The organism is Zymomonas mobilis, assembly GCF_006715975.1.
GTDB lineage: Bacteria > Pseudomonadota > Alphaproteobacteria > Sphingomonadales > Sphingomonadaceae > Zymomonas > Zymomonas mobilis_B.
In genome coordinates, this window is the sequence record NZ_VFOF01000001.1 from 1,364,359 (window position 1) to 1,383,240 (window position 18,882).

Genomic DNA, 18,882 nt, shown 5'->3' on the forward strand with positions numbered 1-18,882 from the left:
ACGATCACAAAAAGAGATGTTTCCTGAGCGCGGACAACAAGGAAAGCCAAAAAAGAGAGTAAAAGATTGGGATTGCCATTTTTTAGGTAGCCATCACGCTGCGCCTATTTTTTATAAAATTTTTATTAAGAGAAAACAAAAAAGCCTCCCTCGTGAGAGAAAGGCTTTTCTGGTTGCAAGAGTTAATCGAACTTAGTGGTGCGTAAAATCGACGACCATGCGGCCAGTGAATTTACCATGTTCCATTTCGTCGAAAATTTCGTTGATTTCTTCGACTTTCCGTTTGGTAACTTTCGGTTTGACCTTGCCTTCGGCTGCGAACTGGAAGGATTCTTTCAAATCTTCCCGCGTTCCGACCAAGGAACCGAGTACTTCGATACCATCAAGAACTAAGCGAGGGATGCTCAAATCCATATTTTCAGGAGGCAAACCAACGGCAACAACACGGCCGCCAGCGCGAACGGCTTCAACAGCGGAGTTAAAGGCTGATTTGGCAACAGCGGTCACTACGGTTGCGTGAGCGCCGCCGACTTTTTCCTGAATAACCTTGGCAGCATCTTCGTTTTTCGGATTGATAATGAGGTCAGCGCCTAATTCTTTTGCAAAGGCAAGCTGTTCGTCATTGACGTCAATCGCGATCACTTTGGCATTGAAGACATTCTTGGCATATTGCAGTGCCAAATTGCCTAAGCCGCCCAAGCCGTAAATCGCCAGCCATTGTCCCGGTTCGATTTTGGAAACTTTGACTGCTTTATAGGTTGTGACACCAGCGCAAGTAATGCTGCTTGCAATAGCGGGATCAAGGCCGTCAGGTACTTTGACGGAGTAATCGGCAACAACAATACATTGTTCGGCCATAGCGCCGTCCACTGTATAGCCGGCATTTTCAACATTACGGCACAGGGTTTCATTGCCGCTTACGCAATATTCGCAATGACCGCAGCCTTTAAAGAACCATGCGACGCTGGCACGATCACCGACTTTTAGAGAAGTAACCCCTTCCCCGATTTCTTTGACAATACCGATACCTTCATGACCGGTAATTCTGCCCGTTTCATCCCCGAAGTCGCCGTTTTTAACATGGAGATCGGTGTGGCAAACACCGCAATATTCCATTTCCAACAGGGCTTCGCCATATTTCAGGGGACGTAGTTTTGTGTCTTTAACTTCGATCTTATGATCTTTTGTTATGACAGCTGCCTTCATGATGACCACCTTCTTGTTAGCGTATCTCGGAGAGATAGAGGTCAGTCGGCTGATATTCGGCTGACATGCATTTTTTTAACAAGAGAAAAACGATTGAAGGCGGGTTGTGATCCCAAAAGGCATAAAAACATTTATAGATATGGGTTATATCAATAAATAAATCTAAAATAATTAAAGTGCGATTATTTAAATTTTCTTTACAAAAAGAATGACAGAAAAATATTAAAATTAGAATTTTTAACAGTAGCGATCACCTGTGAACGGGGTTGCGAAAGCCCTGCCCTCTGATCAGTTTAAAAAGCCAAAAAATAGAAAAAATATCGGGAACGAAATGTTATCACCGCCGGAGCTAGGAGCTGCAACGCACGGCCTTGCTTTGAAGAAGGCAAAAGCAAATGGCAGGCGGTAAAAAGACATAGCCGGAACCCTGTCCGGCTATGTTTGATTTCAGCCTTTAGACTAAGGCGTCAGGTATTTCTTTTCCGGCCTCCGCATCGCTAATATCCTGTAAAATACTATGGGCGATGTTGGAGAGTGCTTCTTTCGTTAAAAAGGCCTGATGACCCGTGAAAATGACATTCGGGAAAGCAATCAGTCTTTCCAAGATATCATCATCAATAATATCATCCGCATGGTTTTCGAAGAATAAGGGACCTTCTTCTTCATATACATCAGCTGCATAGCCGCCAAGATGTTTGGCCTTCAGGGATTTGATGACCGCCTTGGTATCCACCAATCCGCCGCGACTGGTATTGATGAGGTAGAATCCCTTTTTTGCCCGTGCGAGCGTTTCTTCATTGATCATGTGATGATTTTCATGGGTCAATGGGCAATGAAGCGAAATGATGTCGCTGGTTTCGATAACTTCATCGAGAGAAGTAAAACGGAAACCAACCTTTTTCGCCAGTTCAGGATCTGGATGGGGTTTATAGGCAATCACATTGGCACCAAAGCCATGGGTCATAATATGAGCAAAGACGCTACCGATATGGCCGACCCCGATAATGCCCACTGTTTTTTTATGGACATCATGGCCGATGAGGCCTTCGAGAGAGAAGTTATTTTCCCGAACCCGCTTTAAGCCGCGCGAAATCTGGCGGTTAAGCGTGAGAAGCATCCCAACCGCATATTCTGCCACAGAATAAGGCGAATAGGCAGGGACGCGTACAACCTTGATATTAAGCTTTTTAGCGACATCAAGATCGACGTTATTATAACCAGCACAGCGGAGAGCAACGAGTTTGATGCCTAATCCGGCCAGAATTTCCAGCACTTCCGCATCAGCTTCGTCATTCACAAAAATACAGACAGCTTCTGCGCCTTTGGCTTTTTCTGCTGTTTCTTTTGTGAGCCGTTCATTCAGAAAAACAAGATCATGCCCATAATGCTCATTTTCTTTTTCAATAGAATGATGGTCATAATTTTTGGAACTGAATATTGCGACGCGCATAGACATCCTCTCGAAAAGCTTTTTTAAGAAAAACGATTAAAATTTCCGTTTAAAAACAACGGTATTATTCTTTGTGAAATCGTAGAGTGAACTTTTATAAAACGGATGGCGTCTTTATTTGTTCCAACGGCAAGGTAATATATTACCCAAATAAGGTAATTTGTTGTTTTTTGTAGATAGAAAGAAAAATGGGATGCTTTTTCTTTATGACCAGTCAAGCGAAGAAGGCATCAGAAACATAAAGGCTGTTTCTGGGTCAGAAATCGGCAGAATAATGGCTACCGGAATAGCGGATCGGCATAGAGGCATCGATCAAGAATAGAGATCAGAGTTAGGAAAAGTAGGACAAAGAAGAAAAGCTTAAAGGAAAAGAAAGAAGAGAAAAATAAAGAAGAAGATTGCACATACATTTTCGGCCAGAGAAAACCCTGGCCGAAAAAAAGCTGTTAAAAACAGAACTGTTATTAACGCTCGTTAAGGAAGTAACGATCTTTCGGAGTCAGATCATCATTCAATTCGTAGACCAACGGCTGACCGGTGGGCAATTCGAATTTAACAATTTCTTCGTCAGAAAGCTTCGACAGATGCTTAACGAGGGCACGCAGTGAGTTACCATGCGCACCGATCAGGACGCGCTTGCCGGCTTTCAGTTCAGGCGCAATGCGTTCTTCCCAGTAAGGCAGCACGCGAGCGACGGTGTCTTTCAGGCTTTCCGTTTCAGGAATTTTAACGCCTGCATAACGACGATCGCCGGAAAGGTCGAACTTGTCGCCTTTTTCCATCGGGGGCGGCGGAACGTCATAAGAACGACGCCAAATATGAACCTGTTCTTCACCATGCTTGGCAGCAGTTTCGGCTTTGTTAAGGCCGGTCAGACCACCATAATGACGTTCGTTCAAACGCCAGTCTTTTTCAGTCGGAACCCAAAGGGTTTTTCCGGCTTCAAGAATAAGATTGGTGGTTTTGATTGCGCGGGTCAAAACGCTGGTGAAAGCGATATCGAATTCAAAACCCTTTTCAGCCAGTGCTTTACCGCCAGCTGTAGCTTCCTGAACACCCTGTTCAGTCAGGTTAACGTCCCACCAACCGGTGAAACGGTTTTCAAGGTTCCATTCGGACTGTCCGTGACGGGACAAAACGAGCGTTGGCATATTCCACTCCTTTTCAATATCTCTTCGTTTATTGTTCATTCGGTAAACCGTTAGATTTCCCGAATCAACAAAAGAAGTCATGCATAATTAACGCTGACAATCTTTTCGGTCAGCAAAAATAGCTGTCCGTCTTTCAGGAAAATTATTCCCCGCGAGATTATGCAGACCTACGATGTTTAGCAATAGCGGTTATAGCCTTTATGAAAAAGGCTATCAGGCGCAAAATTACGATTGCGCCTGATAGTTTTATTAGCCGAGTTCTTTTCCAGATACCGGCAGCTGATCAATCATTTCAGCCAAGATCGCCAGACAATCATGGGCGAGATGTTTTGATCTTTCCGGTGACCAAGCCCGTTTAAAATCAGGCATATCGTCATGATCTTTGAATGGCATTTCAAGCGTCATTGAAACCGCTTTGTAGCGATAGGCCAACTGATTGGTGGCTAGAGCCAGATTGGCCTGCCCCGGTTCGTCATTTTCATAACCCTCGCTCCGTTGGAAGTCGGGTGAATATTTGGCGAGTTTGTTTCTGAAACGACGGAAGAGTTTATCCTGTGCCTTATCGAGGTCTGGGATACCTTCAAATCCGGCAAGGAAAACATGCGGGATAGCTTCATCACCATGCACATCCATGACGAAATCAACGCCGATTTTGTCCATATGGTTACGAACGGCAAGCACTTCGGGGCTGCGGCTGGCCGTGGGTTCAGCCCATTCGCGGTTGAGATTGGCACCACAGGCATTTGTCCGCAGATGGCCGCGGCAAGAACCGTCAGGATTCATATTCGGCACAATATGGAAACGAGCCTTTTGACGGAGGAGACGCGCGACCGAGTCATTTTCATCGGTCAGTCTTTCCAAGGCACCTTCCATCCACCATTCGGCCATGGTTTCGCCCGGATGTTGTCTGGCGATCAGCCAGATAGAGCGTTTACCTTCCCCCATCGTCAGGCAATCCATCGTCTGACCATCAAGGGTTTTGCCCAATTCTTCGTAGCCAACGCCTTCTTTGCCAGAGATACGCGCGATCAGATCGTGATGCCGTTCCATAGAATATGGGGCGAAATAAGCGAAATAGGCGATATTGCTGCGCGGCTGATAACGGATCGTCAGCATGCCATCGCGGTAATCGGTTTCGGTTACCTGCCAGTCTTTACGGTCTTCTGATACGCGTGCCTGATAATCAGGCCAGCCAGCCGGAAAAGCGGAATCGCTGGCATTGGTGATGACGATTTCCAAAGCTTGGTCTTTGGCACCCGTTACCTTGAAATAGAACCATTGGAAAAAATCGGACTGATTATCTTTGATTATTTCAAGATAAAGCCGGTTTCCGTCCTGTTCAACGACGTGGATATTTCCGCCATCAAAGGCGGCATTGATTTGAATGGTCATTTTACTTTTTCCGTTTCGCCTGATTCACCGGGGAAATTGCCGAACATGGCAGTCGCTAATCTTTCTACAGCGACGTCGGGAGTGCTTTCTGGTTTATTGCTTTTCGCTTCGGTTCGGGCGCGCCCTTCCCAAATGGCCTGATGCGTATCTCTTCGGCTGAGTTGTGCCGTCAGGATCGTTTCGACTTTGTTGCTGGTGCGATAGTTACCGACAGGAAGAGAAACACCTGCGCTGATACCACCACCGCCGCCTCCAAAGCCACGGCCTCCGCTTCCGCCACCGCCGTAGCCCATACCGCCGCCCCCGAAGCCGTAACCACCACCGCCGCCATAGCCGCCGCCCAGACTGATGCCGCCATGGGGTCGATTATCTCCGGGATTGCTTTGGACATTATCGCGATAATGGGTTCCCCGCATGACATCATACATCATCGTGTATTCAGCCTGTTGCGGGTTATCGGTCACCTGAAAACCAATCCGCGTCAGATTGCGGGCGATGCTGGCTGTATAACGTTGATATTCCAGCGTATTTCGTAAGGTTGGATCATGAGGCATGATGTTGACTATGCCGGTTGTCGCCATATCGCTTTTATGAAAGCGGGTGATTTCGACTGGTTGGCTGGCAAAGGATGGACAAGCCGAGAAGAAAAATCCGCTGGATATCGCCAAGGCCTTCCCAAGCTTTTGTATTTTTTTGCGGTAAGAGCCGCGTTTTTCCTCTGGTATGCCTCGGTCAGCCGCGCTTTGTGGTGCCGGTTGCCGGAATATCGTGATGAGATGCCTCAAAATAGTCTCCGTTAAGCCATCCGGTTATAGGGAGGCGGTTGTTATGGCTAAGATATTTAACGGATATCATAATATTTCAAAAAAGAATTATCGCGTTTTTTTGATATATTGAAAAAAGACACGGAGAAAGGGTCAGATAGCGGTTATTTGGCGATTTTGATGAAGACATATCGGATTTTTCTTTCAACTATCTGTGCGATATATCGGAATTTTCCTTGACTTATAATAATTCAGCGCATAGGCAGGTGCCTCATTTTCTTTCCCAATTTTTAAGATGAAGGCAGGTAGTCCGGCCATGAAAATCCGCAACTCGCTCAAATCCTTAAAGGGGCGCCATCGCGACAATCGGGTGATTCGCCGGCGTGGCCGCACTTATATCATCAATAAAACGGTTCGCCGCTTTAAAGCCCGTCAGGGTTAATAAGTGTATCCGGTTTTAACTGGATCCTTTACCTGAGATACATAAAAAAGGCCTAATGGTTTTCCATTGGCCTTTTTTAGTATGTCCCTATGCCCATGATGATGAGGCATAGGGAAAAGAACGCCTATCCGACGAGATAGGAAGCCGGTGTGCTTTTGGCGGCAGGAGACGATTGTCTTTTTTCTGGCAGGGCATGCATGGCAAACATTTTGACAGAATAGAGTTCTGTCACGAGATCTGCGAAGATAAGCGCAGAAAAACCCGTTGACCTTCTTACGTAAGGTTAAGGCAAATTTTATTAAAATTTAGAGAATATTAGGCCAGCTTTTGAAAAGGAAGCTTGGCATTGTTGCGCCTATGATCAGGGATTTAGGGGCTGAAGGATGGGTTTAGGCCGTCTTTTTCAAGATTGAATTTTGTTTTCTATAGCTAGCCACAGATATGGCAGGCGAGATTCCGATAAGTTTGTAATAGAAGTTGGTTAAAGACAGCCTTTCCGGCTGTTCAGGCTGTGATTAACCAACAAAAATTCGCTAATTTTTCTTATGATCGAGTGTGATGTCACCGGAATTGCTGTCTTTGCCAGGGCATAGACCGACATAATGACCGTCCATATGACCGCGAATTTCCAGCTTTTGGCCGTTTTCATTACTCTGCATGACATATGCCATCGAATAATCACGTAAGTGATAGCTTCCCCGTGCTTGGATGGTGGTTAAATGCGTGCCGTTTTTCTGACAAACACCAGACATTGTCACCTGCCCTTTGCCTGCATTCAGAGACAAGGTCTGACATTCAGGATCTTCTGAATAAGCAAAGAAGGCCATTGGCTTGTTTTCAGTATTTTTAACGCAGCGTGGCTGCTGCAAAACGGGTCGTTCCACCACCGGGAGTGCTTTCCCGTCAACGCTGGCCGCTTCAATATGAATAGACGACTGCCACTGGCCAGCGGCGAGGTAATCGGTATCGGCCGATGGTGCCGCCGCCAATAGCAAAGGGCATGAGAGCAGCCAAAGTCTTTTCACGTGATATGTCCTTTACCGTTTTTCACCTGCCCCGTTTAAAGGACAGCCGGATAATATCATAAAATATAGAATATTTTGGATAGGAATCCTGCCCTAATAGACGGGGCTTTTTTTAGCAAGTTTGCGGGTTTGGTCTGTGGCGTGAAAGGGTGGGCGCTATTTCTGTTTGATAGAGACTTTAGAATATATCAAAAGTATTGCATTCGCCTTTATAATCGCCGGTAATATGGCCTTTGACGGCGACTTTGCTGTCATGCATCGAAAAAGCCAGAGAATAATGATGCTGATCGTAGCGCCCTTTGGCTTCAATGATGGAAGGCGGAACATCGGACGGAGTGCATAGGACAGATAGGGTGACCTTCCCCTTTTTGGCTTTCAATGAATCGACCTTGCATTCTCGATCAGCAGAATAAGAGAAAAAGGTCATTGGGGCGGAGTCTGCCTCTTTGACACAGCGGGTCTGATAGACAGGTTTCGATTTATCATGGTGTTTTTTGATGTCGGTAGAAGAAGACTCTATCTGAAAAATCGATTGCCATCGCCCTGCTGCTAGATAATCCGTGTTTGCAGGTTTGGCCGCGATTAAGAAAGGCGCAAAAAGTAGAAGTCTTTTCATGCGAGATGTCCCGTGAATATAGCTAGATTATATTTTGAAGATTTTAGGCATGTTGCCGCCTGCCTAGAGGCATAAGTTAGCCATCAATGACGCGGTAGCTATCAGGCGGGTAAATGTGGAATGGGCGCGGTTCACATGAGGATTGTGAACGGATTTACAGGCGCGGCGTATAGACTTTTGAGATCCCGCCATTGCTCCCATTTATTGTCGGTATCGACAGACAAGAAGAGCAATGGCTGCAAGGATCAATTTTAGGTGTCAGGCCGCCAGAATATGACGGCCTTTTCGGCTTTGTTATTACAAAGACCCAATCAAGAAATGTGTTTTATTTAGGGGATTGCGGGGTAGCCGACGGCGTTGCATCGGGGGATTCAGTTGGAACCGGGCAAGCACCGACATAATGAGCCGTGGTGTCGGCTGAAATCGTCATCGGATGTTCGGCAGGCCCAGCCATGATGCTATAGGACATTTTATAGTTTGTCGGGGTATAGCTGCCTTTGACGGTCATTTGATGGAAAGGCACTTTGGCTTCGGGGGAGCATTCCTGCTTGACGGTGAAGTTGCCACCTTTGATCTCAAGCTGGGAATTTTTGCAATGATCTGGCGTCTTAGCAAAAACGACCCGTGGATCATTGTCTTCTTCCGTCACGCAATGCAAAACGCTTTTCGTTTTGCTGTCAGTTGGCGTGTTTTTGCCATCTATTTGCATGACCATATTCTGGACAGTTTCTTCCCACTGACCGGTTTTCAGTTTGTCCGATGATGGTGCAGCAGCGACCAGAAGCGGCAGGCAGCAGATAAGATATTTTTTCATGTAATCCCCCTCAAAAAAAACAAGATAGTTCATATTATTATTTAATGACTTTCATCGGACAGGCTGTTTTTCAGCCCTTCGAGAATGGCCATTCTTTCTTCTATATTATGACGCCAAGCCGCTTTTTCTGGCGCTTGCGTCAGAAGACGCCGCCAGATAGCCAGCGTTTCGTCCAGATGGCCTTCTCCTAGTAAGGCAACGGCGTGAAAATAAGCAGGGCCTGCGGCTTGAGGTGCCAGTTTTTCGCCCTGCTCGAAGGATAGTTGCGCTGCTGGAACTAGATGTCCGTCAGAAGCCTGAACAAGGGCATCCCCGAGAGCAGTCCAGAGCATAGCGCTATCCGGTCGGTGGCTGAGTTCACTTTTCAACCAGCCAACCGCATAGGCATATTCACCCTGTTTAATGAAGGCATCGGAAGTAATCAAGGCGCGGGCATCGTCCCCATAGCGGGAAAAGAACATTCCACGGTCAGTAATGAACGGGTCGTCTTTTTGTCCGCTTTGTTCAGGGGCTTCTGCTGGGTGGCCTTTTAAGAAGGGCTGCCCCTGCCATGCGTAACCGGCGAGGCCAAAACATAAGGCGGCGGCGATAGCCTGTAACGCCATTGAAGAGAAACGGCCTATTTTCCAGCAGAGAAGAAAAACCAGAGCCGAGAGAGAAAAGGCAATGATCCAGCCATTCATGGTTTTTCTTCCCTTTTAAATAAACGCGTGATGAGGAAAATACCGCCGGACAGGATAACAAGGGGCAATATCCACAATGGCCAGCTTCGTTTTGACCATGTGGGTTTATAGCTGACCCAATCACCATAGCGATCGATAAACCAACGGCGGACTTGTTCGGGTGACCAGCCTTTTTCGATGTCATGGCGAACGATTGCCCGCATATCGGCCGCCATAGCCGCGTTGGAATCGGCAATCGATTGGCCTTGGCAAACAAGGCAACGCAGCGTGTGCATTAAATCCTGTGCCTGATTTTCCTGTGCTGGGTTTTTGAGCGGTTGTTCCGCATAGGGGTCATAGGGCTGCTCGGCGACACCATAGGAAATCAGCTGAAAAGAAAAGACGGCAAAGGCCAGCAAGGCCAAGCCTGTTTTGAGCCATGTCATGCCGTTATTTGCCTCCAGATAGTCATCAACTGTGGCAGGTCGCTTTCAGTAACCGCGCCGATATGTTGGTAGCGAATGACCCCCTGCCCGTCGATCAGGAAGCTTTCTGGCACGCCAGAGGAACCGATCGCGAGTTGCACCTGACTGCCTTGATCGACGCCGATCGCCTGATAAGGATTGCCATAGCGGTTTAGAAAACGGGTGATATCCGCAGGTTTATCACGGATCGCAATCGCCATAATCGGAATACCGGCATCATGCATAGCCATTAAAGCCCCGCTTTCCTGTGCGCAGGGCACGCACCAACTGGCAAAGATATTAAGGAAATGAGGCTTGCCGTCTTTCATCTGGCGCGTTTCAACGCCTGCCATATCAGGCAAGGCCGCAGGAAGATGAAATTCGGGTAGCGGTTTACCTATCTGTTTTGAAGGCACGACCGGATTTTCAGGATGCGACAGCGCCAAGCGAAAGAGCACAAAGCATAGTGCAAAGGCGACCAAAGGCAGCCATTTTAGCCATGGTTTCATAAGAACAGCCTCTGTCTTTCATCGGGGCGGCTTTTGCGGCGGCGTTTTTGGAGATGTTCCCATAATCGGTCGAGCAAGATCAGAATGCCACCGAATGCCGTCAGGAAGCCACCACCCCAGATGAAGGTAACCAAAGGTTTCCACCAACCGCGAATTTGCCAGCGCCCATCATCGGCCTGTTGTCCCAAGACCAGATAGAGTTGCCCCGCTTCTGTTGTTTTGAGTGCCGTTTCGCTGGTATCCGTTACAGGATTAGTGAAATGGCGAAGAGCTGGATGCAATGTGAAGGAATGTCCCCATCTTTCGACGCGGATATCGGAGACAATCGCTGTCCAATCAGAACCCATATCAGGCATCACCCTGTCAAAATGCACACGCCAAGACCCCATATTGGCCTGTTGCCCCGGTTTAAGTGCGGTGAGCAGCTCTTTTGAGAAAAGTTCAGTCGAGGCAATGCCGCATAAGGTCACCGCAATTCCGAGATGTGCCAAGACCATACCCCAGACATTCAGCCGGATACGCCACAATTTCTTCTTCTGTAGAAAAAGCGGCCAGATACAAAGGACAGCGACCGCAACGGCTACCCCGAAGGCAAGGGAAGCCATCGGTGCGGTTGCCCATTTTCCTTTAAGATAGAGAGCATATTCTATGATGATGAAGAAATAAGCGCTTATCTGAATTGGCCATTTGAGGGTCATCCAATTATCTTGTTTCCAGCGGAGTAATGCCCCCAAAGGCATCAGCACGCAGAGCAACAAGGCCAAAGGCGTGATAATCAGATTAAAATAAGGTGCGCCTACCGATAATTTTTCACCACTGATGAGTTCGGCCAACAAAGGATAAAGCGTACCGATCAAGACAATCGCCAAGATAACGCCAAGGAAAAGATTATTGAGCACCAATCCGGCTTCACGGCTGGGAAGAACGAAGTGATTACCTTGGTGAATTTTGCCAATTTTGAGGGCGAAAAGAGCCAGAGCTCCGCCGATATAGAGACCAAGCAAGCCTAGAATGAAGCTGCCCCGCCAAGGATCAACCGCAAAAGCATGAACGCTGACTAAGATACCGGAACGCACCAGAAATGTGCCGATCATGCTCATTGAAAAGGCGGTAACCGCCAAGACCAGCGTCCAAACGCGAAGCGCATCCCTTTTGGCGAGCACCGATACGGAATGAAAAAGTGCGGTTGCAGCCAGCCAAGGCATTAAAGCGGCATTTTCGACGGGGTCCCAGAACCAAAACCCGCCCCAGCCGAGTTCATAATATGCCCAATAGCTGCCCGCGGTGATGCCGATTGTCAAGAAAACCCACGCCCCCAGCACCCAGACCCGCATGGATTTGGCAAAATCGCGATCTGCTTTGCCTGTCAGCAGAGCTGCCACCGCGAAGGAAAAGGCCACCGATAACCCGACATATCCGAGATAAAGCGTTGGTGGATGGAAGGCCAAACCCGGGTCTTGTAATAAGGGATTAAGGCCAAGACCTTCGGAAGCCGGTGGATTTAAGCGGGTAAAAGGATTGGATACAAAAAGCAAAAAGGCGAAGAAGCCCAAAGCCAGAAAGGCTTGAGAACCCAAGGCCAACGACAATAACTTTTGGTCTGATTTACCGCTAAAAAGCGCGAGCAAGGCACCGCAGAAGCTGAGAATAGTGACCCAGAGCAGCATCGAGCCTTCGTGATTACCCCAGCTCGCTGCCAAGCGGTAAAGCATCGGTTTTGCCCAATGGTCATTTTCAGCGACCAGCATGACCGATAAATCGACCCGCATAAACAGCCATAGCAACATGGCGAAAGCCGCCAAGGCCAAGGCCGCCTGTATGATGGCAGTGATTTTGACAGCCCCTGAAAAGAGATTTTCAAGGCGGTTATTTAAAACCGATATGCCAAAAAGGCTTTGCAACAAGGCCATCATAGCGGCCAGCCACAAGAAGATAAGACCGGATTCGGCAATCACATTATTTTTCCTGTAATGTCGTCTGGGTAGCTGCGGCCTGTTGTTGTGTCATGGGCGGCATATAGCGTTCGTCATGTTTGGCGAGAATGGTTTCAGCCATGAACGAACCGGAGGGTTCAAAATGGCCATCGGCAACCACGCCAGAGCCTTCCCGAAAAAGGTCTGGCACAATACCGCGATAGGCAACCGGAATTTTTTGATAATTATCGGTTACCAAAAAATGGATGGTCACCCCGTCTTTTTCACGGGTTAAGGAGCCGCGTTCAACCATGCCGCCTAAACGGATATTCCGGTTTAAAGGCAGATGGGCTTTAACCGCGTCTGTTGGGGTATAGAAATAGGCGGCCTGCTTTTTGAAGGCGATAAGTGCCAAAAAACCGGCGGCGATCACCGCGACAAGGGCAATAATCCCCAGAATAAGCCGTTGATGTTTGGCTTGCAATTTTTTCTCCGTCAATCCGGTTCGGGTTAGGAAATACGGGGTGAATCTTTTTTTGTCCGGCTGAGCTTATTCAGGCGTTTTTCTGCCCGCCGCATTTGATACCAACTGCCCAGCAAGGCGATGATGGTCGCTGTGATAACGATGCTGTAGGCGGCAATAACAAAAGGCCATTGATGGGAAGCATTGCTCATAAGGCAGCCATCCGCCGGAGACGCGCTTCATATTGGGCATGGGCAAGCAAATAACGCATCCTGAAAAGAGTAATGACTGCGAAGAGACAGGAAAAGCCGATCAAAGTCAAAGGCAGCGGCCATAAAAGTGACGGATCAATCGAGGAATGGGTCAGATTTATGCTTTGGCCTTGGTGAAGGGTGCGCCACCATAAGACCGAATAATGAATGATCGGCAGATTGATCGCACCGAGCAAGGCATAAAGAGCGGGTAAACGGGAGGTCGTGCTGTAATTGCTGACGGATCGAGAGAGCGCAATATAACCGAGATATAGGAAGAAAAGCACGAGCACCGAAGTTAACCGCCCGTCCCATTCCCACCATGTACCCCAAGTCGGTCTGCCCCAGATCGAACCTGTCAGAAGACACAATCCGGTGAATAGAGCCCCCGGTAAAGCCATGGCTTTGGCAGCGATACCCGCCAAGGGATGCCGCCAGATAAATTGAACCAAGGAAGCCAAGGCAATACTGCTCCACCCGCCCATAGCCAGCCAAGCGGTCGGCACATGGATATAAAGGATGCGCACGGTTTCGCCTTGGAGGTAATCAGGGGGTGTCAGAAATAAACCGCCCAAAATGCCGGAAAGGCTGAAAAGGATACCGGCTATCGCAAGCCATGGTGTCAATTTTCGGCTTAGAGATAGAAAATAATGGGGATTGGCAAGTCTTATCATGCTATTACCCGTATCAAGATCATTGCCTTTTAAAAAGAATAGAAGTGATATCTTTGGACGCTATTCCGATTTTTGCTGGATTTCTGTCCAGATAAAGATTTTAGAGATAAAAAGGCCGTTTATCCGGTCAATATTGCTTTCTTTATTGAATAGCCGCCCGAATAGATGCCTTTGCACCTCTAGAAAATACCGATTTTGGATAAAAAAGCCCCTCGTTCGTTTTTCTTCATAGGGGAAAGGCGACAAGAAAGCCCATCTTTGTTTTTTATCTGTGTTATCAAGAAAACCGCTTTTGATGCTTTGGCTTCTATGATCTTGCGGGAAGTGGCAGGATCGTTAAAAAACTACAAAAGAAGTTTAAAATTTTAATACGCCGTCAAAAAAATGCCTTTGAATATGGCTTGTAGGTGGTCTTCTGAAAAGAAGCATCTGGACAGGACGCCTTCCCCCCCTTATCGAAAGCGCTATGTCCGTTTCTTCGATCGCCGATAAAATTGTTTCTGAATCGATTCTCATTGTCGATTTTGGAAGCCAAGTAACGCAGCTTATCGCTCGCCGTGTCCGTGAAGCCGGTGTCTATAGCGAAATCGTCCCCTTTAACCGTGCTGAAGAAGCCTTTAAGCGGTTGCAGCCGAAAGGTATTATCCTTTCGGGCAGTCCGGCTTCGGTCGTAGCAGAAGGTAGCCCGAGAGCGCCGGAATCCTTTTTTAAGGCTGGCATCCCGATTTTCGGCATCTGCTATGGTCAACAGGTCATGTGTCAGCAGCTGGGCGGGAAAGTTACCGCCAATGATGTTGATGGAGAATTTGGCCGTGCCTTTATTGATGTGATAGCGCCCTCGCCCCTGTTTGAAAATTTGTGGCAGGTGGGTGAAAAGCATCAAGTCTGGATGAGCCATGCCGATCGGGTTGAGGCTTTGCCAGAAGGATTTAAGCCGATTGCGGTTTCCGATGGTGCGCCTTTTGCTTTGATTGCTGATGAAAAGCGCCATTTCTATGGAATGCAGTTTCATCCTGAAGTGGTGCATACGCCGGATGGTGGCAAGCTGATCGCGCATTTTGTTCATGAAATCTGCGGCTTGGCCGGTGATTGGACGATGGCGGAATTCCGTCAGACCAAAATTGCTGAAATCAGAAAGCAAGTTGGCAAAGGCCGCGTCATTTGCGGTTTATCCGGTGGTGTTGATTCTTCTGTGACGGCTGTTTTGGTGCATGAAGCCATTGGCGACCAGTTAACCTGTGTCTTCGTCGATCATGGTTTGATGCGTCAGGGTGAGGCCGAACAGGTTGTTTCTCTGTTCCGTGAACATTACGGCATCAAGCTGGTTCATGTGAATGCCGAAGACCGTTTCTTGGCTGGGTTAAAAGGGGTAACCGACCCTGAAACCAAGCGGAAATTTATCGGTAAAGCTTTCATCGAAATCTTTGAAGAAGAAGCCAACAAAATCGGTGGAGCTGATTTCCTTGCTCAAGGCACGCTTTACCCCGATGTGATTGAAAGCGTCAGTTTTCTGGGCGGCCCTTCTGTAACGATCAAAAGCCATCACAATGTCGGTGGTTTGCCAGAACGCATGAATATGCAGCTGGTCGAGCCGCTTCGTGAGTTGTTCAAGGATGAAGTCCGCGATCTGGGTCGTGAATTGGGTATGCCGGATGTCTTCGTTGATCGGCATCCTTTCCCAGGCCCTGGCCTCGCCATCCGTATTCCGGGTGAAGTGACCAAGGAACGCTGCGATATCTTGCGTAAGGCGGATGCGGTTTATCTTGAAGAAATCCGTAATGCCGGTTTGTATAATGCGATTTGGCAGGCTTTTGCGGTGTTGTTGCCGGTCAGAACCGTTGGTGTGATGGGTGACGGCAGAACGTACGATTCTGTTTGTGCCTTGCGGGCGGTGACTTCGACCGATGGGATGACCGCTGAAATTTATCCTTTCCAGCCGGAATTTCTAGCCAATGTCGCAACCCGTATTGTGAATGAGGTCAGAGGTATTAACCGTGTGACCTATGATTTCACCTCTAAACCACCTGGAACGATTGAATGGGAATGATCCTGTGTTTGGCATAGGGTGACAGTACCCAGTGTAAAAATGCATAAAAGCCCGCAGGAATGCGGGCTTTTTTTTAGTCCAGCATTGGTCTGGCCACAAACGGGATTACTTCTTGCCTCATATCATAATCACCGGCACGATCTGAATTGATGCCAATGCTGTTATTCTCTTTTATCCTTAAGATGTTCGTTGAATCGGCTTTAAGGATTTTCATCACCGACTGATATTATCCATGAGATAGGTCGAGATAACCAGTAAGGATAACAGGGGGCCTTCGCGAGCGAAGCTTTCGCGCCTTATCCCCTCCCTATCGTCACAAAATCATTTTTTCAGAATATGCCGGAATGATATTCCTATCGAGCCGATGCCTATACCGCCCAGCAGGGAAAACTCGCTATTGCCTTCGGCTTTGTCCTAATCCCATCTTTCGGCGTTACCCCCACCTGAACAGGCTGTAATCTATTGAGCAAGTTAAAAAGGATCCCAGTTTGCTGCATCCATTTCGAACCTGACATCATGCTGCGCATGAAGGATAAGGCGTTAGAGATAATAACTGTAAATAATAAGGGCAATTCCGCCGATGACTGCCATGACAGACCATCCCGTCATCCCAACCCCTAGAAAGCTATGTTCTGTTTTAGACCAAATTTTTTTAAAGAGTCTTGCCATAAACAGATTTAAAACCGCACCGAATAGTAGCCCTATACCGTCGGCCATATAAGCGGCCTGATGCAAGGTCATGCTCTGCAAAAAAATCGGCCGAAGAAGAAATGTTGCACCCAGCATAGCAGCGATCAATAGGAAGGCAGAAACCATACCGAACCCTGACCAACGGACAATCATAAACATTTTAAAGTTCCTTACGAATTTAGCTGTAATAAGAGCGCGCATAGTCGCGTAAAATCTTTTTTCTTGCAAATATGCATCGAGTAATTTTTTGAAAGAAGAATCGTTTTTTTGGGTGGCTTCTCGATGGACTTTTTACTGAAGAGAGGATGTCTTCTGCCAAAAACAAGGAAAGCAAAGCGATTAAATTCTATGGCGGACTTCATATGAGTGTAGGCAGTCTTGGAGAGAAGAGAATTACCGCCTCGAATAGGATTGCAACAAGCGTCTATTGTGCCTGAGGTATCTCTTCTGACAGAGGCCATCCTTTTTTTAACCACATCGTCTAGTGAATTACTTTTTAAAAAGCATTTTGTCCTTGTCTAATATTTCTTGAAGGATCGGTGTCAGGCTTATTTTCTATAGAAGGCCTCCTCAATGGCTCATACCAATATCGTCATGGTTCTTGGAATCTTGGTTGACCATGCTTAATAACAATATTCCTGTCGACGTTTTAAAGTTATGAATGTCTTTATTAAAGCAAAAAGCCCGATCTTAGGATCGGGCTTTTTGGTGTTGTTTAGAATATTAGAGTGGCTCTCTATTAAGAGAGCCTGTGCTTGCTTTTAGAGGGCGCGCATGACGAGGCTGATTGAGGCAGCGAGATAAGGAATCATCGCGTCCATGGCCATATCGGAAAGCTGGATAAAAACACGACGGCCATCACGAGGATCAGCAATGCGGACGAAGATTTTTTCTTCGGTGAGCGATTTAATCCAGCGCAAGGCGGTAGTCGGTGGCACAGCAGAGGCGATGCACAAGCTGGAAACCGAGACCTGTCGCCCTTCAAGTTTGGCTGCGGTTAAATCGAGCAACATATCCCAAGCAGGATCAGCAAAAAGGTCTGCCGAGAAATATTGATCCCGCAGACGGCGTGAACGGATAATCGCCCGAACCACAGCCGCATTGATGCTGATTTTCTTCTGTTCTGGTTTGGCTTCTGTTGTCGTGATTTCATTCCGGTGCGCTTCACCCGTAAAAGAAGACGGCAGCGCGTAATTCAGCTTGGTGCTTTCTTCGCTGGACAAAGATTCCAGCATTTTTGCAATGCGGCTGACTTCTTCGCTGATCGTTTTTAGAGGTGGCCGTCTGGTATCGGAGACGACATCATGCAAAGTCAGAGCGGGCATTTGAACGGCCTTTTCCAAGGCGGGATGCCAGCTTTCTTCGCTGCTATCGACCAACAACTGTACATCGCTTTCGAAAAAGCGGTCATAGGCGTTATCGACAAGCGTCAAGGGGATGTTGATAACGACCCCGATGACGTCATAGGACAAACGGGATAAGACCGCATCCATTAAGGCGTCAGCCAGCTTGTCATCTTTGATCGATGTCATATCCAGCAAAATGGCATCCCCCGCCATGCCATTTCGCAGCATATCCACCGCGTCGCCAATCGGGAACACACGAGGCGTAAGCCCCATACGAATAACAGAATCCTCCAATTCTTGTTGTCGTGTTGTATCCGATGCGACTACTAAAATCTGAGAGGCCGTTTTATACAGAACGGAACCTGCACTCTTTTGCAAACTACCAAGATTGTCAAAAGAATGGCCGTTGATTACTGACCTTTCATGTCCCACCATCGAAATATACTCCCTGTTTAGACATGCTCTCGCTATTACTCGTGATGTCGATGTCTGTAGGCTATCTTCTCTATCAAAGCGGAGCATTCCTAGGTTAACCACCTCCATAACGGAGACATATTTTTGCCCATGTTCGCGCCTTATATGTGGAGCATACCCATGGGGGTGCTGTTTTTTTCCGAATAAAGACGGGAAAAAAAAATATTTTCGTTTAATACCTCTTAATTACGTAACAAATGCGCTTTTGTTGAATGAAGGGATATCAATTATGACTGAAAATAAGGCTATTTGGCAGCAGACTGTCGCACTTATCGAACCGTTCAACAAAAAAGAAGTTCCGTTGACCGAAGATACGAGCTTTGCCACCGGTCTTGAATGGGACAGCTTGACGGTTATGGATTTTGTAGCGGCTGTCGAAGATGAATTCGATATTTCGATTTCGATGAATTTGCAGGCTGAAATCGAAACTGTCGGTCAGCTTGTTGCTGTGATTGAAAAGCTGGTAAACGAAAAATAACCGATATTCCCGATAGATGGCCTGTTAATGCCGTCTGATAAACCGTTACGA

The 18,882-nt window shown here is 47.4% G+C and carries 20 protein-coding genes; 3 read left to right on the forward strand and 17 right to left on the reverse strand.

Annotated elements, in window-relative coordinates; all coding sequences use genetic code 11:
• Positions 1–192: 192 nt before the first annotated feature.
• The 5 genes from adhP to FBY58_RS06005 form a co-directional block, all read right to left on the reverse strand.
• The gene (gene adhP / locus FBY58_RS05985; RefSeq protein ID WP_141919936.1) at positions 193–1,206 is read right to left on the reverse strand and encodes an alcohol dehydrogenase AdhP; all 1,014 of its coding nucleotides are present in this window, start codon (positions 1,204–1,206) and stop codon (positions 193–195) included.
• A gap of 454 nt (positions 1,207–1,660) precedes the next feature.
• Positions 1,661–2,656: a 2-hydroxyacid dehydrogenase gene (locus tag FBY58_RS05990; protein ID WP_141919937.1), complete on the reverse strand. Its 996-nt coding sequence runs from the start codon at positions 2,654–2,656 to the stop codon at positions 1,661–1,663.
• A 464-nt stretch (positions 2,657–3,120) separates the two neighbouring features.
• Complete coding sequence (gene gpmA, locus FBY58_RS05995; RefSeq protein WP_141919938.1) at positions 3,121–3,807, reverse strand: 2,3-diphosphoglycerate-dependent phosphoglycerate mutase; 687 nt, start codon at positions 3,805–3,807, stop codon at positions 3,121–3,123.
• Positions 3,808–4,056: 249 nt separating this feature from the next.
• A complete protein-coding gene (locus FBY58_RS06000) occupies positions 4,057–5,199 on the reverse strand; it encodes a carboxypeptidase family protein (protein ID WP_141919939.1) in 1,143 nt (380 codons plus the stop codon).
• The gene (locus tag FBY58_RS06005) at positions 5,196–5,966 is read right to left on the reverse strand and encodes a DUF4136 domain-containing protein (RefSeq protein ID WP_409373546.1); all 771 of its coding nucleotides are present in this window, start codon (positions 5,964–5,966) and stop codon (positions 5,196–5,198) included. Before FBY58_RS06005 ends, FBY58_RS06000 begins: the two co-directional genes overlap by 4 nt.
• Before the next feature lie 313 nt (positions 5,967–6,279).
• Here FBY58_RS06005 and ykgO point away from each other — a divergent pair, with 313 nt between their 5' ends.
• Positions 6,280–6,405 carry a type B 50S ribosomal protein L36 gene (gene ykgO / locus FBY58_RS06010; protein ID WP_012816891.1) on the forward strand — a complete coding sequence of 42 codons (126 nt, stop codon included), beginning with the start codon at positions 6,280–6,282 and terminating at the stop codon, positions 6,403–6,405.
• 533 nt (positions 6,406–6,938) lie between these two features.
• Here ykgO and FBY58_RS06015 read toward each other — a convergent pair.
• From FBY58_RS06015 to ccmC, 10 genes are all read right to left on the reverse strand, one after another.
• Complete coding sequence (locus tag FBY58_RS06015; RefSeq protein WP_141919940.1) at positions 6,939–7,430, reverse strand: DUF3617 domain-containing protein; 492 nt, start codon at positions 7,428–7,430, stop codon at positions 6,939–6,941.
• 178 nt (positions 7,431–7,608) lie between these two features.
• A complete protein-coding gene (locus FBY58_RS06020; RefSeq protein WP_141919941.1) occupies positions 7,609–8,046 on the reverse strand; it encodes a DUF3617 family protein in 438 nt (145 codons plus the stop codon).
• Between the two features lie 325 nt (positions 8,047–8,371).
• On the reverse strand, positions 8,372–8,860 hold the full coding sequence (locus FBY58_RS06025) for a DUF3617 family protein (protein WP_141919942.1): 489 nt from the start codon (positions 8,858–8,860) through the stop codon (positions 8,372–8,374).
• A gap of 41 nt (positions 8,861–8,901) precedes the next feature.
• Positions 8,902–9,543 carry a cytochrome C biosynthesis protein gene (locus FBY58_RS06030; protein WP_141919943.1) on the reverse strand — a complete coding sequence of 214 codons (642 nt, stop codon included), beginning with the start codon at positions 9,541–9,543 and terminating at the stop codon, positions 8,902–8,904.
• A complete protein-coding gene (locus tag FBY58_RS06035; RefSeq protein WP_141919944.1) occupies positions 9,540–9,968 on the reverse strand; it encodes a cytochrome c-type biogenesis protein in 429 nt (142 codons plus the stop codon). The genes FBY58_RS06030 and FBY58_RS06035 overlap by 4 nt, the downstream gene beginning before the upstream one ends.
• Positions 9,965–10,495: a DsbE family thiol:disulfide interchange protein gene (locus FBY58_RS06040; RefSeq protein WP_141919945.1), complete on the reverse strand. Its 531-nt coding sequence runs from the start codon at positions 10,493–10,495 to the stop codon at positions 9,965–9,967. Before FBY58_RS06040 ends, FBY58_RS06035 begins: the two co-directional genes overlap by 4 nt.
• Entirely contained in the window at positions 10,492–12,450 is a 1,959-nt protein-coding gene (locus tag FBY58_RS06045) for a heme lyase CcmF/NrfE family subunit (protein WP_141919946.1), read from the reverse strand. Before FBY58_RS06045 ends, FBY58_RS06040 begins: the two co-directional genes overlap by 4 nt.
• Position 12,451: 1 nt before the next feature.
• On the reverse strand, positions 12,452–12,892 hold the full coding sequence (gene ccmE / locus FBY58_RS06050; protein ID WP_141919947.1) for a cytochrome c maturation protein CcmE: 441 nt from the start codon (positions 12,890–12,892) through the stop codon (positions 12,452–12,454).
• A gap of 26 nt (positions 12,893–12,918) precedes the next feature.
• Complete coding sequence (locus FBY58_RS09335; protein ID WP_185738177.1) at positions 12,919–13,083, reverse strand: hypothetical protein; 165 nt, start codon at positions 13,081–13,083, stop codon at positions 12,919–12,921.
• On the reverse strand, positions 13,080–13,796 hold the full coding sequence (ccmC, locus tag FBY58_RS06055) for a heme ABC transporter permease CcmC (RefSeq protein ID WP_141919948.1): 717 nt from the start codon (positions 13,794–13,796) through the stop codon (positions 13,080–13,082). Before ccmC ends, FBY58_RS09335 begins: the two co-directional genes overlap by 4 nt.
• Before the next feature lie 466 nt (positions 13,797–14,262).
• Here ccmC and guaA point away from each other — a divergent pair, with 466 nt between their 5' ends.
• Complete coding sequence (gene guaA, locus FBY58_RS06060; protein WP_141919949.1) at positions 14,263–15,843, forward strand: glutamine-hydrolyzing GMP synthase; 1,581 nt, start codon at positions 14,263–14,265, stop codon at positions 15,841–15,843.
• Between the two features lie 540 nt (positions 15,844–16,383).
• Here guaA and FBY58_RS06065 read toward each other — a convergent pair.
• Both FBY58_RS06065 and FBY58_RS06070 read right to left on the reverse strand, forming a co-directional pair.
• Positions 16,384–16,692, reverse strand: a complete 309-nt coding sequence (locus tag FBY58_RS06065) for a hypothetical protein (RefSeq protein WP_221624819.1) — start codon at positions 16,690–16,692, stop codon at positions 16,384–16,386.
• A gap of 602 nt (positions 16,693–17,294) precedes the next feature.
• Positions 17,295–18,314 carry a hypothetical protein gene (locus FBY58_RS06070; RefSeq protein ID WP_141919950.1) on the reverse strand — a complete coding sequence of 340 codons (1,020 nt, stop codon included), beginning with the start codon at positions 18,312–18,314 and terminating at the stop codon, positions 17,295–17,297.
• A 268-nt stretch (positions 18,315–18,582) separates the two neighbouring features.
• Here FBY58_RS06070 and FBY58_RS06075 point away from each other — a divergent pair, with 268 nt between their 5' ends.
• Positions 18,583–18,831 (forward strand): acyl carrier protein, encoded by a 249-nt coding sequence (locus FBY58_RS06075; protein ID WP_141919951.1) that lies wholly within the window; start codon positions 18,583–18,585, stop codon positions 18,829–18,831.
• Positions 18,832–18,882 lie beyond the last annotated feature (51 nt).

Bases quoted from the DNA above. Each gene is read 5' to 3' on its own strand.
- FBY58_RS06040 (WP_141919945.1), bottom strand. From the start codon at position 10,495: ATGAAACCATGGCTAAAATGGCTGCCTTTGGTCGCCTTTGCACTATGC.
- FBY58_RS06065 (WP_221624819.1), bottom strand. From the start codon at position 16,692: ATGTTTATGATTGTCCGTTGGTCAGGGTTCGGTATGGTTTCTGCCTTC.
- FBY58_RS09335 (WP_185738177.1), bottom strand. From the start codon at position 13,083: ATGAGCAATGCTTCCCATCAATGGCCTTTTGTTATTGCCGCCTACAGC.
- FBY58_RS06075 (WP_141919951.1), top strand. From the start codon at position 18,583: ATGACTGAAAATAAGGCTATTTGGCAGCAGACTGTCGCACTTATCGAA.
- FBY58_RS06030 (WP_141919943.1), bottom strand. From the start codon at position 9,543: ATGAATGGCTGGATCATTGCCTTTTCTCTCTCGGCTCTGGTTTTTCTT.
- FBY58_RS06000 (WP_141919939.1), bottom strand. From the start codon at position 5,199: ATGACCATTCAAATCAATGCCGCCTTTGATGGCGGAAATATCCACGTC.
- FBY58_RS06070 (WP_141919950.1), bottom strand. From the start codon at position 18,314: ATGGTGGGACATGAAAGGTCAGTAATCAACGGCCATTCTTTTGACAAT.
- FBY58_RS06035 (WP_141919944.1), bottom strand. From the start codon at position 9,968: ATGACATGGCTCAAAACAGGCTTGGCCTTGCTGGCCTTTGCCGTCTTT.
- FBY58_RS06020 (WP_141919941.1), bottom strand. From the start codon at position 8,046: ATGAAAAGACTTCTACTTTTTGCGCCTTTCTTAATCGCGGCCAAACCT.
- FBY58_RS05990 (WP_141919937.1), bottom strand. From the start codon at position 2,656: ATGCGCGTCGCAATATTCAGTTCCAAAAATTATGACCATCATTCTATT.
- ykgO (WP_012816891.1), top strand. From the start codon at position 6,280: ATGAAAATCCGCAACTCGCTCAAATCCTTAAAGGGGCGCCATCGCGAC.
- guaA (WP_141919949.1), top strand. From the start codon at position 14,263: ATGTCCGTTTCTTCGATCGCCGATAAAATTGTTTCTGAATCGATTCTC.
- ccmC (WP_141919948.1), bottom strand. From the start codon at position 13,796: ATGATAAGACTTGCCAATCCCCATTATTTTCTATCTCTAAGCCGAAAA.
- adhP (WP_141919936.1), bottom strand. From the start codon at position 1,206: ATGAAGGCAGCTGTCATAACAAAAGATCATAAGATCGAAGTTAAAGAC.
- FBY58_RS06025 (WP_141919942.1), bottom strand. From the start codon at position 8,860: ATGAAAAAATATCTTATCTGCTGCCTGCCGCTTCTGGTCGCTGCTGCA.
- gpmA (WP_141919938.1), bottom strand. From the start codon at position 3,807: ATGCCAACGCTCGTTTTGTCCCGTCACGGACAGTCCGAATGGAACCTT.